Origin of the sequence: Streptomyces sp. NBC_00299 (genome assembly GCF_036173045.1) — a bacterium.
In the GTDB taxonomy this organism is placed as follows: domain Bacteria; phylum Actinomycetota; class Actinomycetes; order Streptomycetales; family Streptomycetaceae; genus Streptomyces; species Streptomyces machairae.
The window spans coordinates 4,682,946-4,696,365 of the sequence record NZ_CP108039.1 but is presented as its reverse complement, the minus strand read 5'-3'; the positions used below and the strand labels follow the sequence as shown (position 1 = coordinate 4,696,365).

The 13,420-nt window shown below is 73.4% G+C and carries 12 protein-coding genes; 9 read left to right on the top strand and 3 right to left on the bottom strand.

The window, feature by feature from the left end:
* The first annotated feature begins 111 nt into the window (after positions 1-111).
* On the top strand, positions 112-2,097 hold the full coding sequence (locus OHT51_RS20670; RefSeq protein ID WP_328880408.1) for a right-handed parallel beta-helix repeat-containing protein: 1,986 nt from the start codon (positions 112-114) through the stop codon (positions 2,095-2,097).
* A gap of 60 nt (positions 2,098-2,157) precedes the next feature.
* Here the strand turns inward: OHT51_RS20670 and OHT51_RS20665 are convergent, their stop codons facing one another.
* Complete coding sequence (locus OHT51_RS20665; protein WP_328880407.1) at positions 2,158-2,805, bottom strand: DUF305 domain-containing protein; 648 nt, start codon at positions 2,803-2,805, stop codon at positions 2,158-2,160.
* A 117-nt stretch (positions 2,806-2,922) separates the two neighbouring features.
* Positions 2,923-3,342: a DUF6153 family protein gene (locus OHT51_RS20660; RefSeq protein WP_328880406.1), complete on the bottom strand. Its 420-nt coding sequence runs from the start codon at positions 3,340-3,342 to the stop codon at positions 2,923-2,925.
* Positions 3,343-3,479: 137 nt separating this feature from the next.
* On the opposite strand from OHT51_RS20660, the gene OHT51_RS20655 reads away from it, so the two are divergent.
* From OHT51_RS20655 to OHT51_RS20640, 4 genes are all read left to right on the top strand, one after another.
* On the top strand, positions 3,480-3,890 hold the full coding sequence (locus tag OHT51_RS20655; protein WP_328880405.1) for a sortase-dependent protein: 411 nt from the start codon (positions 3,480-3,482) through the stop codon (positions 3,888-3,890).
* Entirely contained in the window at positions 3,887-4,531 is a 645-nt protein-coding gene (locus OHT51_RS20650) for a class F sortase (RefSeq protein WP_328880404.1), read from the top strand. The genes OHT51_RS20655 and OHT51_RS20650 overlap by 4 nt, the downstream gene beginning before the upstream one ends.
* A gap of 115 nt (positions 4,532-4,646) precedes the next feature.
* Positions 4,647-5,138 carry an RNA polymerase sigma factor gene (locus tag OHT51_RS20645; RefSeq protein ID WP_328880403.1) on the top strand — a complete coding sequence of 164 codons (492 nt, stop codon included), beginning with the start codon at positions 4,647-4,649 and terminating at the stop codon, positions 5,136-5,138.
* Positions 5,122-5,652 carry a hypothetical protein gene (locus OHT51_RS20640; RefSeq protein ID WP_328880402.1) on the top strand — a complete coding sequence of 177 codons (531 nt, stop codon included), beginning with the start codon at positions 5,122-5,124 and terminating at the stop codon, positions 5,650-5,652. Before OHT51_RS20645 ends, OHT51_RS20640 begins: the two co-directional genes overlap by 17 nt.
* 18 nt (positions 5,653-5,670) lie before the next feature.
* On the opposite strand, the gene OHT51_RS20635 is transcribed toward OHT51_RS20640, so the two are convergent.
* A complete protein-coding gene (locus OHT51_RS20635; protein WP_328880401.1) occupies positions 5,671-6,630 on the bottom strand; it encodes an expansin EXLX1 family cellulose-binding protein in 960 nt (319 codons plus the stop codon).
* A 204-nt stretch (positions 6,631-6,834) separates the two neighbouring features.
* Between OHT51_RS20635 and OHT51_RS20630 the strand changes: the two genes are divergently transcribed.
* The 4 genes from OHT51_RS20630 (at position 6,835) to OHT51_RS20615 (ending at position 13,373) form a co-directional block, all read left to right on the top strand.
* Positions 6,835-8,328, top strand: coding sequence for a hypothetical protein (locus OHT51_RS20630; protein ID WP_328880400.1), 1,494 nt, complete (start codon positions 6,835-6,837; stop codon positions 8,326-8,328).
* 116 nt (positions 8,329-8,444) lie between these two features.
* Positions 8,445-9,689 carry an AAA family ATPase gene (locus OHT51_RS20625; RefSeq protein ID WP_328880399.1) on the top strand — a complete coding sequence of 415 codons (1,245 nt, stop codon included), beginning with the start codon at positions 8,445-8,447 and terminating at the stop codon, positions 9,687-9,689.
* Positions 9,686-10,978 carry a vWA domain-containing protein gene (locus OHT51_RS20620; protein ID WP_328880398.1) on the top strand — a complete coding sequence of 431 codons (1,293 nt, stop codon included), beginning with the start codon at positions 9,686-9,688 and terminating at the stop codon, positions 10,976-10,978. Before OHT51_RS20625 ends, OHT51_RS20620 begins: the two co-directional genes overlap by 4 nt.
* Positions 10,979-11,162: 184 nt before the next feature.
* A complete protein-coding gene (locus tag OHT51_RS20615) occupies positions 11,163-13,373 on the top strand; it encodes an MMPL family transporter (protein WP_328880397.1) in 2,211 nt (736 codons plus the stop codon).
* The last annotated feature ends 47 nt before the right edge of the window (positions 13,374-13,420 follow it).

Here is a 13,420-nt window from a genome sequence, read left to right as displayed (position 1 = left end):
CGGCCTGCGGATCGGCTACCAAAGAGGCACCCCGAGCGACGATCGGCCGACGCGGGCCGGGCCGTCTCCGCTCGACCATGGACACGTCCGGCGAACGGGAGGAGCGGGAACATGGCGGACCTGCGGTTCGGAGCGGTCGTTTCGGCGCTGATGATGGCGGTGGCCGGTGGGGCCTGGGCGGCTGCTCCCCCGGCGTCCGCGTCGGCTTCGGCGTCGGCGTCGGAGAGCGGGCGGTACGACACCGCGCGGCGGCTGTACGTGGCGCCCTGGGGGAGCGACGGGTGGCCGGGCACGCTCGAGCGGCCGTTCGCGACGCCGGCCCGGGCGCAGCAGGCGGTGCGGGCCAGGACGGCCGGGATGACCTCGGACATCGTGGTGAACCTGCGCGGCGGCACCTACCGGCTGACGGCTCCGCTGCGGATGTCGCAGGCCGCCGGCGACTCCGGCCGGGGCGGCCACCGCGTCGTCTACCAGGCGTACGGCTACGGCACCCGGTGGCAGGAGCCCGTGACGCTCAGCGGCGGCCGGGAGATCGGCGGATGGCGGCCCGACCCGCAGCGGCGGGGCGTTTGGCGGGCGGACGCCGGCACGCTCGAAACCCGTCAGCTGTACGTCGGGGGGAAGCGGGCCGCCCGGGCGAGCCAGGGCGACGGCATCCCAGGCAGGCTGAAGGCGACGGGGACCGGCCTCACGACCACGAGTGCCGTCCCACGCAGCTGGCGGGCGCCGCGGGACATGGAGCTGCGGTTCCGGTTCGACTACCTGGAGGGCCGTTGCGGCATCGCGGGCATCACGCCGGGTCCGGGTGGCGGGTCGACGATCACCATGGACCAGCCGTGCTGGCGGCTGGCCCACGACCTGTACGGGCCGGACCTGCTCGCCCTGCCGTCCGACGTCGAGAACGCGCCCGACTTCCTGGATATGAAGGGGAGTTGGTACCTCGACCGCTCCCGTCCCGGACACCACGAGCTGCTGTACCGGCCGCGGACGGGGGAGGACATGCGGCGGGCGCAGGTGACGGCGCCCGTGCTGGAGACGCTGGTCAGCGGCACCGGCAGCGCCGGTCGGCCCGTGCACGACATCGCCTTCAAGGGGCTGACGTTCGCCCACGGCGGCTGGACGGCGCCGAGCGAGCCGGCCGGGTTCGCCGCCGCGTGGAGCATGTACCTGCGGCCGGGGAAGGGCGACGACATCAAGCTGCTCACCGTGCCCGGGAACGTCGCCTTCCGCACCGCCGAACGCATCACCTTCCAGGGCAACCGATTCGTCCATCTCGGCGCCCAGGGCCTGGAGTTCTCCGGGAACAGCTCGCACAACACCGTGGACGGCAACCTCTTCACCGACATCTCGGACGGCGGCGTCGTGCTGGGAGCCCTGCCACCGGACACGAAGGGCACGGACCGCCGCAACCGGGTCACCAACAACCGGGTCCACCGCACCGGGGCCGACTACCACGCGTCCTCCGGCATCTGGGACGCAGGCAGCCGGGAGACGACCATCGCGCACAACCAGGTCGACCACGTGCCCTACACCGGCATCCTCTCCGGTCCCGCCGAGGACGTGCGCGGCCTGATGAGCGGCAACCGCATCGTCGGCAACCGCGTCTTCGCGACCAACCGGCTCCTGGCCGACGGCGGCGGCATCTATCTGCGGGGCGAACAGGGCACGTCGTACACGGACGGCGCGGTCGTCAGCGGCAACGCGGTCTCGGACAGCGCGTACGGCACGTGGAACGTCGGCATCTACACCGACGACAGCAGCAAATGGATCACCCTGCGGGACAACGCCGTCCACAGCTACCGGGCCTCGATCGGCGGGTGCAGCGAGGACTGGGGCAACCGCCCCGTGCAGAACGTCCGCTTCCGCGGCAACTTCTGGGACGACACCGTCCCCGACTGGCTGCCCCGCCGGTCCTACCCCGGAGGCTGGCCGCCCGCACCGGACTGCGGTGACCCCAGGAACCTCGACTTCAGGCACAACACCCTGCTGTCACCGGCCGACCCCGCCTCGGACTGCGCGGCCCGCCCCGCCTGCGCCGCGATCGTGGACCGGGCCGGGCCGGGGGAGCCGTACCTGCGGAGGCTGGGCTTGAAGTGAGGGTGTGGGGCGGTGGGCCCGGCCAGGTGCAGCGGCCCGGGCCCACCGCCCGTCGGGGTGTCAGCCCGCGTTCGTGCCGAGCAGCTTGTTCATCTCGGCGATCTCGGCCGTCTGGGCGGTGACGACGTCGTCGGCCAGGGCGGTCGCGGGAGCGTACTTGCCCTTCGCCTTCTCGGCCCCGGCCATCTCCACCGCGCCCTCGTGATGCTCGACCATCATGGTCAGGAACATGGAGTCGAAGGCCTTGCCGGAGGACTTCGCCAGCTTGTCCATGTCCTTCTGGTCCATCATCCCGGCCATGCCGGAGCCACCGCCGTGTCCGCCGGAGTGGTCCATGCCGTCCATGCCGGGCACGGCCGACGGCACGTCCTCGCCCCAGGCCTTCAGCCACCCCGACATGGTCCGGATCTCCGGGGCCTGGGCCTTCTCGATGCGGGTGGCGAGGTCCTTGACCCGGGCCGAGGAGGCGCGGTCGGCGGCCAGTTCGGCCATCTCCACCGCCTGCCGGTGGTGCGGGATCATGCCCTGCGCGAAGGAGACGTCCTGCGCGTTGTGCGCGCCGGCGGTGGCGCTCGCCGAGGACGACGGGTGCGCGCCGGAAGCGGTGTCCGAGTGGTCGCCGCCCCCGCAGGCGGCGAGGACGAGTGCGGCGGTGACGGCCGTCGCGGCCAGGCCGGCGCGACGGATCACGGTACGTGTGCTGGTCATGCTGAGAACTCCTGCGATGTACGGATGTACGTGAGTTGCGGCGCCCTCGGGGCGCGGCACGGACATGGCTGAGTGCCGTGCGCCCTCGGTGGATGAGGGGGACGGCTCGGCCTTGTCCTAGGTCCGCAGGATCTGCAGTTCGGCCAGTGAGGGAGGCGCACGCCCGCCTTCGGGCGCGGCGGCCACGGAACGGCCGTCGAGGCCGGCCGCCACGGCACTGCCGGCCGGATCGGGCACGGGGGCCGGCAGCACGGGGCCCGCACCGACGGCACTCGACGCGCACGTCGGGTCGGCGTGCTGGGCGTGCCCGCCGCCCGAGTCGGGGCCGTGGCAGGCGGACTCGTCGGTCACGGGCGTCAGATGGGCGCTCATGACGGGAGCGCCGTGCCCGTGATGCGCAGAGGCCGCGACGGCGTCGGCGGGGCCGAGCGCGTGCATCCCGAACAGCCCCGCGAGGAGCCCGAGCAGCAGAAGCATGCGCCACGGCCCCGGCAACGGGATCCGCGGCGCACGGTCTCGCTGCGCACGGGCTGTCACGCCGCCATCGTAGCGGCGGGACGACTTTGCCCTCTCTTTACAACCCGCCTCGCCGCCCCGTCGTCTCTTCGCTCGACCCGTCACCCAGCCCGCCGGGTACGGCAGTACCGGCCGGGCCGACGAAAGAGAGCGACTCAATGCGCCGAACCGTCCTCAGCGCCATGGCACTCAGCTGCGCGGCCCTGTTCGCGACCGCTGCCCCCGCGCTCGCCGACAGCTCGACCCCGACCCCGGTCCTGAGCCCGACGGCCTCCTCCCCCGCCACGGACACCCCGACCCCCAGCGCCGAGCCGACCCGTCCCCCGTCCTCCGCCGAGCCGACGCGTCCCCCGGCCGACGACACCCCCGAGCCGTCGGCCGCGCCGACCCGTGACGACGGCCAGGTCTCCGTCAGGCCGTCCGGGGCGCCCGACACCGGCGTGACGCCGACCTCTTCGGACTCCGGCAGCGGACAGGGCGGGCTGATCGGTGGGGGCGCCGCCGCGGTGCTCGTCGCCGGGGGCGCGACGGCCTTCGTCGTACGGCGTCGCCGGGCCCCGGGGGCATGATGCCGCTGTCCAGGCGGGCGTTCGCCACCGCGGCGATGGCGTCGTTGCTGGTGGGCTGCGGCGGCCAGGGCACAGAGCAGAGTGCTACCGCGGGCTCCCGGAGGAAGCGGGACACAAAGGTTTCGAAGGAGGGGCAGGAGGACGGCTCCTCCTCGGCGTCCTCGAACTCCACGCGCACGCTGGGAAGTTCGCCTCCGGTCCGGCTGCGGATCCCGGCGATCGACGTCGACACCCCGGTCATCCGGCTGGGCCTGGCGCAGGACGGCACCGTGGAGGTGCCGCCGATCACCGCCGACGACCGGGCGGGCTGGTACCGGCACTCACCGACGCCGGGACAGGTCGGCCCGTCCGTCATCCTCGGCCATGTCACGGTCGGTTCCTACGGGGACGGAGTGTTCCGGGACCTGGCGCGGCTGCGCCGGGGCGACCGGATCGTGGCGCGCAGGAAGGACGGCACATCCGCGGAGTTCGCCGTGAGCTCCGTACGGACGGTCGCCAAGGCGGACTTCCCGGCGGACGACGTCTACGGTGACGTGGACCGCCCGGAGCTGCGGCTGATCACGTGCGGCGGCCCGCGCTCCGGCGACGAGTACCGCGACAACGTGATCGTCTTCGCCGAGCCGAGCTCCACGGCCCCCTGACCGCCCCCGCTCCCGCAGCACCGGTACGGAACCGGTGCCGGGCCGACGGAACGTACGCCGTCGGCCCGGCATCCCCCTCAGTGCCGCGCAAGCTTCCTCACGACCATGGAGAGCGTTGAAACGGTCCCGCGACAAGGCAGCGTCCGAGCTGTTCGCCGCCCTCTACCCCCGCCTGGCCGGCTGGTGCCGCCGTCTCGTCGACGACGACGAGACGGCCCACGAGATCGCCTCGGAGGCCTTCACCCGGCTCTGGGCGCGCTGGAGCCGGGTGGAGGAGCCGCGCGGGTTCCTCTACGTCACCGCGGCGAACCTGGTCCGGGACCACTGGCGCAAGCTGGAGCGCGAACGGCGGGCGATGCGCCGGGCCACGACCGAAGCCGCGGTCAACTCCCACTCCGAGCAGGAGGACCCGTCCGTCCGCCTGCTGGTCCAGTCCCTCCCCGAACGCCTCCGCGTGCCGATCCTGCTCCACTACTACGCTGACATGCCGATCCGGGAGGTGTCCGTGCTGACCGGACGAAAGGAAGGAACCGTCAAGGCCGACCTCCACGCGGCCCGCGAACTGCTCCGCGTCCACCTGAGGAGAAGCCTTGACCACACGCTTTGACGAAGGCGCGGACGGTCCGGAGCTGTCCCCCGACGACCCGCTCGCGGTGATCCTGCGCCCCGCCACGGACTACCTCGCCCCGCCGCAGGGCAGCTACGAGTCCATCCGCCGCCGGGCAACGCGCCGCCGAGTCGTCCGTGCGTCGATCGGGGCGGCCCTGACCTGCGCCGCGGCCGTCCTGGTCGCCCTCCCCCTCACCTCGGGAACCTCCGACGCCCCGCCCTCCCCGGCGCCCCCGCTCGCACCCCCGCCCGCGACCGACCGCACGACGCCGCCCACCCCGTCCCCGTCCCCGTCCCCGTCGCCGCCGCGAGGGATCTCGGCGACCCCGACGGTGCCCCCCGAGGCCACGACCTCCGAACCCACCCCGACGCCCCGGGCCACCGACCTCCGTACGCCGAACGGTTCGAGCCTGCCCACAGCCGCTCCGTCGACGCCGGAAGGGCCGGGGGCGTCGGTGGATCCGACCACGGGCGGCGTGACGACGGACGTGACGGGGACGCCGCGGCGTTAGTCATGTGCGTGCGGGTCGTCAGTGCGCCGCGAACTGGACCCGGGTCGGCTGGAGGACATCCGGGCGTACGGGTAGAGCGTCGAGCGTCAGCCTCTCCCCGTAGATGTCGGTGAGCCTCAACTCGCCGCCGCAGCCGCTCCCCTGCTCGGAGAGGAAGTAGTTGTACTCCGTGCGCCGGAGCTGCCGCCACCCTCCGCCGCCGCGGACCTCCAGGCGGGCCAGCGGGTTCCGGTGGCCCACCGCCTGGATGCCGCACCAGTGGCTGCTGGAGCCTGTCTTGTAGCGGATCGAGATCCTCTCGGGCGCCTCGGGTGTCCCGGGGCTCAGCAGGTTCCAGGTGATCGGGATGCGGCCGGCCGAGGGCGTCGCGAGCTTGGCGAACGCCTGTGCGCTGAGGTCGAGTTGGCCAGGGGCACAGGGCAGGGGGCACTCGTTGGTGATGCGGACTGTGACGGAGGCGCCGCCGGCCGCCCTGACGCGTACGTACGCCCCGCACGCCCGGGATGTCTCGTAGTCCGCGTGATTCATCGCCGCGGTCATGACGTCGTCGGTCGGGCCGTACAGGCAGGCGCCGTCGCCGTTTCCGGTGTCGTAGAAGGTGGCGATTCCGTCGTAGGTGACGCCGGGGCGGATGCGTCCCGCCGGTGGGGCCGTCGCTGAGGCCGAGGCTGCGGTTGAGTTGGATGCGCGCGGAGGCGCGGTGGTCGTGGCGGGCGGCGGCGAGGAGGACGGCTTGGACGGGCTCGGTGTCGGCTTCGGCGCACGGCTCGGTGCCGTCGGTGAGGCCTTGGAGTGACTGCCGGGGACGGGACTGCCGCTGACGGGCGCGGGCGGGGCATCGGCGGCCGTGGGGTTCCCGTCGGGTCGCAGGGCCATGAGCAGGGAGGCGGCGAGCGCGACGGCCGCCACGACCGCGGCCGGTACCAGGGCCGCGCGCCACTTGCGGCGGGACCGGCGGCGGTGGGAGGGGGATGCCACGAGTGAGTCCTTACGTCCTGACGTGGATGGGTACGCGGTTCGGCAGAAGCTGTGCAGGGGGCAGTGGTCGCAGGGGGCGGAAAGGTTGCCGTCCCCTGCGCGGAAAATGGCTCGCGGCGCTGCGCGTGCCGCACTACGCTCGCCCGCGATGACGACTCACTCTGTTCACAGATTGGGGGTCCCGTCCGCGCAAGGTGAGTGCTGATGAGCACTCGGATCGCGAACGGGAACACCCGGCTCTCCGAGCCTTCCTCTCCTTCCCTGTCTTCTTCCCCGTCCTCCTTCTTGCTTTCCTTCTGGCCGCGTGTGCGGGAGTTCGCCGTGCCGGCCGCCATGATCGAGACAGCTACCGCCCGCCGGCTGGCGGGGGACTGGGCCGGGGCCTGTGCCGCCGCCGGCGTCGACGTCGATCTCGAACTGCGTTCCGTGCTGCGGGACTACGGCCGGGAGACCGCCGCCCGCCTTCGCAGCGACCTCCGGCACCTCGCCCCCGACCTGCTGCGCTGGCACATGCCGAGGATCGCGCCCGACGGGCTGTTGCGGCCGGGGCTGACTCTCGCGCTGGCCAAGTACGGCGGTGGGGGGCGGGGTTGCAACGGTCCCCTGCATCTCGTCGTACGGACTCCGCCCTCCTGGGCCGATGCCGGGCAGCGGATCAGCCTCGGGCTGTGGGAGGGGGCATCGAACCCCCACACCCGCACCCGCACCCACCCGCATCCGCGTCCCAGCCGACGGTTCCGGTTCGATCTGCACCGGCATCTGTGGGATGCGCGGCGGGCCGGTGAGCTGCGGATTCGGGCCGGTGGGGGACTGCCCGACGGTGACCTGCCCGGGCTCGGTCCGGACTTGCTCGGGACCCTGCCGTACGGGCGTGGCTGTGCCGTTGACCGGTGGGCGCACGAGGCGCGGTTGCTGCTGCGCGCCGAGGGGCGGTCCGCCCAGGCCGTGCTCGTGCGGCTGCGGGGACGGCGTCGGCTGGTCCTGGAACTGGAGGGCGACCGGGACGAGGGCGAGGGCGGGTGCGGGGTCGGTGGCGCCGGGCCGGCCGCGATGCGGATCACGGCGTCCACGAAGCGGAGTGCCGGTGCGCTGCCGGTGCTGCCCGACGCGGCGACTTGGGTGCTGCCCGACCTGGAGTTGCTGCGCACCGGTGCCGTCGACGCCGATCGGCTGCATCCGCTGGTCGCCGCGGCCCTCGTACCGGGTCGTCCGCCGCCGTCACGACCGTCACGACCGTCGCCGGATCCGGACCGGACAGGGCAGCCACGTCTCGTCGAGTGCCGCGGTGCCCGGCATCGGATCGGTCTGGTCGACGGGGTACTGGCTGCGCTGGACCACGACCCCGTCGAGATCCAGCGGGAAGAACTGCTGGCCGCCCTCACCGGAACGCCGCTGCCCTGTCTCCAGGCCATCGATGAGGCGCACCGGCATCCGGAGTGTCTGCCCGACGTCCGCGAACGGCTCTGTCACGGCGACACCGCCGGTGCGCTGGCGGTCGTCGAGGGGCTGTTGGGGCCGGACGCGGTGCTGCGTGACGGTGCGTTGCGGGACGAGTTGCAGGCCGCTGCGCGCCGGCGTCTCACCTACGGCCTCTTCCGGGCCGGGCTGATCGGCCCCGGTCCCGGCCGGATCCGGTACGACGAGCGCGGCCGGCCCCGTGAGCGGCGCGGGCACCCACGGCACGCGGCACTTCGCTGACCGCGCCAGGCGGCATCTGCCTGGCTCCGTAAGGCGTCCTCGCTCCCTTCCCTCACCTCACCTCACCTCGCCCACCCCACCCCACCCACCCTCACGAGACCCACAGGTGACCTCACATGCCCACATGCACCCAGAACCAGCCTGCCCTGACCCAACTCGACGTCGCCGCCGACCTGTTGGGCCTCCTCCGCGCCACCACCACCGAACCCCGGCCCGACGTGCAACTGGAGGCCCTCACCCTGGCCGTGGCCGCCGACCTGCCCGTCCTCCTGTGGGGCGAGCCGGGGATCGGCAAGACGGCGGCGCTCACCCAACTCGCCGCCACCCTCGATCTACCGCTGACCACGGTGATCGCCAGCGTCCACGAACCCTCCGACTTCTCGGGGTTGCCCGTCATCGGGGACGACCCCGCGGAACAGGGGGTCCCGATGGCTCCGCCGGACTGGGCCGTGCGGCTGGTGAAGGCCGGGCGGGGGCTGCTGTTCCTGGACGAGTTGTCGACCGCGCCGCCCGCGGTGCAGGCGGCGCTGCTGCGGCTCGTGCTGGAGCGGCGGATCGGGGCGCTGCGGCTGCCGCCGGGGGTACGGATCGTGGCCGCCGCCAATCCGCGGTCGTCCGCGGCGGACGGGTGGGAGCTGAGTGCGCCGCTGGCCAACCGGTTCGTGCATCTGCAGTGGACCCACGACCACGAGGTCGTCGTACGCGGCCTGGGCGGCACCTGGCCACGGGCGACCCTGCCGCGGCTGGACCCGGAGAAGCTGGCGGGGGCCGTGGACTTCGCCCGGCGCGCTGTGTGCGGCTTGCTCTCCGGGCGGCCGGGGCTGGTGCACCGGTTGCCCAGCGGTGAGGCGCGGCGGGGTGGGCCGTGGCCCTCGCCCCGGAGCTGGGAGATGACACAGTGCCTGGTCGCCTTCGCCACCGCGGCCGGAGCCTCGCGGGAGGTCCTCTCCCTGCTGGTGCGGGGCACCGTGGGGGACGGGCCGGGGCTGGAGCTGCTGGCGAGTGTCGACCGGATGGATCTGCCCGACCCCGAACTGCTGCTCGCCGACCCGGCGAACGCCGGGCTGCCCGAGCGGGGGGATCTGCGGCAGGCCGCGCTGGACGGGGTGGTGGAGGCGGTCCGAGCCCGGCCGGACAAGTCCCGCTGGGACGCGGCCTGGGCGCTCCTGGTCCGAGCCGTGGAGACCGGCGCCCCCGACCTCGTCGTCGTCCCGGCCACCACCCTCGCCTCCCTCCGCCGGCAGGACTGGGACGTACCGACCTCCCTCGACCGGCTCGCCGGAGTGGTGTCCCTGTCCCGCCGAGCGGACCATACGGCGGCACGGACAGCCGCGGTGACGGCGGAGGCGGGGCGGCGATGAGCGGAGGTGAGGCGGGCCTGGTGAGTGTCAACCCCTCAGGCGCCCCCCGCCCCCTGGACCGGGAGAAGCTCTTCGCCGCCCGGCTTCATGCCGCTCGGGTCCGGCCCTATCTGGCCACTGCCCTGTTCGCCCTGCATGTCGTCGAGTCGTGGCGGGTGCCGACGATGGCTGTGGACCGGCACTGGCGGTGTTATGTGTCGCCGGGGTTCGTCGCGCGGACGCCGGTGGAGGAGTTGGCCGGGGTGTGGGTGCACGAGGTGTCGCATCTGCTGCGGGATCATCACGGGCGCGGCGACCGGGTGGCGCGTGAGCGCGGGCTGACCGGTCCCGGGGAGCGGCTGCGGATGAACATCGCCGCGGACTGCGAGATCAACGACGACGTGTACGGCGACGGGCTCGCCCGGCCCGACGGCGCCGTCGAACCGGCGACGCTGCGCCTGCCCGAGGGCGAGCTCATGGAGGACTACCTGCGGCAGTTCCGGCTGGGACCGCGTACGCAGGATTTCGCCTGGCTGGACTGCGGCAGCGGGGCCGACGGGCTCGAACGGGAGTGGGATCTGGGGGCGGACGGCGCGCATGGGCTGAGCGCGCAGGAACGGGACGCCGTCCGGTTCCGGGTCGCGCAAGGCATCACCGGCCGGCCGGGCAGCGCCTCGCACGGGTGGCAGCGGTGGGCCGAGGAGGCGTTCCATCCGCCGCAGCCCTGGCGGGAGTTGCTGGGGGCGGCGGTGCGGTCGGCCGCCGGTGGCCCCGGGGCCGGCGAGGACTACACCTACGGCCGCCCGTCGCGCCGCTCCGCCTCGGTGCCCGGCGCCGTCCTGCCGAGTCTGCGGCGCAGGCCGCCCCACGTCTGTGTCGTCATCGACACCTCCGGCTCGGTCAGCGACGCCGAACTGGGCAGCGCCCTGCTGGAGGTCGCCGCGATCTCCAGGGCCGTGGGCGGGCGGCGGGACCTGGTCAGCGTGGTGCCGTGCGACGCGGCGGACCAGGGCGTGCACCGGGTCTGCCGGGCCGAGGGAATTCCGCTGGTCGGGGGCGGGGGCACGGATCTGCGCGCGGGCTTCGCCAGGGCCCTGCGCGCGCAGCCGCGCCCCGATGTCGTCGTGGCCCTGACGGACGGCCAGACACCCTGGCCGAGCACCCGGCCGCCGTGCCGGACCGTGGTGGGGCTGTTCCCCCGGCCACGGGCGGCCCCCTCCTATGACGAGGACGATCCCGACTACGTACCGGACGAACCGCCGGCGTGGGCGCGCGTGGTCGAGATCGGCGCGGTGGGAGTGCACCGGTGAGACCCGGGCGGGGCACACGGGTATGAGACCTGAACCGTGGGCCGTCGTACCCACGGTTGAGCCGCCGCCGTCGCGTACTGCGTTCTCAGTACCCCCGATTGTCGGCAGCCGCACGACGACACGGCACCCCCGCTCCGGACAGCCTGGGCACACGTTCGAGTCCCAGATGTGGAGACCCCCTGCCGTGGCTACTTTCCTGTATCGAGTGGGCCGTCTGGCCTTCCGGCGGCGCTGGTACGTCGCCCTGGTCTGGGCGGCCGTCCTGGCCGCCGTGGGACTGGGTGCACTGAAGGCCCCGGGCGCCGTCGACGAGGAGTTCTCGATGCCGGGCATCGAGTCGCAGAAGGCGTTCGACCTGATGGAGGAGCGCTTCCCCGGCGCGACGGCGGACGGCGCCACCGCGCGGGTCGTCTTCGTCGCGCCCGGCGGCCAGAAGGTGACCGCCGCCGAGAACAAGAAGGCCGTCGAGGAGGCCGTGGCCGAGCTCGGCGACGGGTCGCAGGTCGCGAGTGCCGTCGACCCGTTCCGGGCGCAGGCCGTCAGCAAGGACGGCACGACGGCGTACTCGACCGTCACCTACAAGGTCGGGGCGAGCGACCTCACCGACGCGAGCAAGGCACATCTGGAGCGGACGCTCACGCAGGCCCAGGAGTCGGGGCTGACCGTCGAGGCCGGCGGGACCGCCATGGACGACGGCGGCGGTCCGGGCGGGGCGGCCGAGGTCATCGGCGTCGCCATCGCCGCCGTCGTGCTGCTCATCACGTTCGGGTCCCTCGCCGCGGCCGGGCTGCCGCTGCTGACGGCCGTCATGGGCGTCGGCGTCAGCATGGCCACGATCCTCGCCCTGTCCAGCGCGCTCGGCCTGTCCACCACGACCGGCACCCTCGCCATGATGCTGGGCCTGGCCGTCGGCATCGACTACGCCCTGTTCGTCGTCTCGCGCTACCGGGAGGAGCGCGCCAAGGGCCGTACACCGCAGGAGGCGGTCGGGATGGCCGTCGGCACGGCCGGCTCCGCGGTCGTCTTCGCCGGGCTCACCGTCGTGATCGCGCTCGCCGGACTCGCGGTGGTCGGCATCCCGATGCTCACCAAGATGGGGCTTGCCGCCGCGGGCGCGGTCGTCGTCGGCGTACTGATCGCGCTGACGCTGGTCCCGGCGTTCCTCGGCTTCTGGCCGAACGCGGTGCTGTCGCGGCGGGCCCGCAAGAGCGGCCTCATCGAGGAGAGCGAAGCCAGCAACGGCGGCACCCGCTGGGCGCGGTTCGTGCTGCGCCGGCCCCTGCCCGTGCTGCTCCTCGGCGTCGTCGGGCTCGGGGCGCTCGCCGTGCCGATGACGGCTCTGCAGCTGGGCATGCCCGGTGACGAGGCCAAGTCGACGTCGACCACCGAGCGCCGGGCCTACGACGCGCTCGCCGAGGGCTTCGGGCCGGGCTTCAACGGGCCGCTGACCGTCGTCGTCGACGCCAAGGGCGACGCGGATCCGAAGGGCGCCGTCAGCACGATCTCCGAGCAGATCGGCGGCACGAAGGGGATCGTGTCCGTCTCCCCCGCCCGCTTCAACGACGCCGGTGACACCGCCGTCTTCTCGGTCGTGCCGTCCACCGCGCCGACCGACGAGAAGACCAAGGACCTGGTGACGACCATCCGGGGCGAACGGGACGGCGTCGAGGCCGAGACGGGGGCCACCTTCGAGGTCACCGGCACCACCGCGATGAACATCGACATCGCCGACAAGGTGCAGGCAGCCCTCGTCCCGTATCTGATCGTCGTGGTCGGGCTGGCGATCGTGCTGCTGCTGGTGGTCTTCCGGTCGCTGCTCGTCCCGCTGAAGGCGGCCCTCGGCTTCCTGCTGTCGGTGCTGGCGGCCCTCGGCGCGGTCGTCGTGGTCTTCCAGCAGGGACACGGCGCCGAACTGCTGGGCGTGGAGCAGACCGGGCCGATCATGAGTCTGATGCCGATCTTCCTGGTGGGCATCGTCTTCGGGCTCGCCATGGACTACGAGGTCTTCCTCGTCTCGCGGATGCGCGAGGCGTACGTCCACGGCGAATCGCCCGGCCAGGCGGTCACGTCCGGCTTCCGGCACAGTGCCCGCGTGGTCGTGGCCGCCGCCCTGATCATGATCGCGGTCTTCGCCGGGTTCATCGGGGAGAGCGACTCCATGATCAAGATGATCGGCTTCGGGCTCGCCTCCGCCGTACTCTTCGACGCCTTCGTCGTACGGATGGCGATCGTGCCCGCGGTGCTCGCCCTGCTCGGCGACAAGGCCTGGTGGCTGCCGAAGTGGCTGGACCGGATCCTGCCCCGGGTCGACGTGGAGGGCGAGGCGCTCAGCGGACGGTCCGCGGCGGAACCCGCCCCGAGCGAGGCGGCAGAGCTGGAACCTGCTCGCACCTGATCCGTCCACCTCACCCCCCCCAACCGGGACCGCCCGTGACGAAGGAC

Coding starts and splice junctions, on each gene's coding strand:
- OHT51_RS20670 (WP_328880408.1), top strand. CDS start 112: ATGGCGGACCTGCGGTTCGGAGCGGTCGTTTCGGCGCTGATGATGGCG.
- OHT51_RS20665 (WP_328880407.1), bottom strand. CDS start 2,805: ATGACCAGCACACGTACCGTGATCCGTCGCGCCGGCCTGGCCGCGACG.
- OHT51_RS20655 (WP_328880405.1), top strand. CDS start 3,480: ATGCGCCGAACCGTCCTCAGCGCCATGGCACTCAGCTGCGCGGCCCTG.
- OHT51_RS20650 (WP_328880404.1), top strand. CDS start 3,887: ATGATGCCGCTGTCCAGGCGGGCGTTCGCCACCGCGGCGATGGCGTCG.
- OHT51_RS20630 (WP_328880400.1), top strand. CDS start 6,835: ATGAGCACTCGGATCGCGAACGGGAACACCCGGCTCTCCGAGCCTTCC.
- OHT51_RS20625 (WP_328880399.1), top strand. CDS start 8,445: ATGCCCACATGCACCCAGAACCAGCCTGCCCTGACCCAACTCGACGTC.
- OHT51_RS20620 (WP_328880398.1), top strand. CDS start 9,686: ATGAGCGGAGGTGAGGCGGGCCTGGTGAGTGTCAACCCCTCAGGCGCC.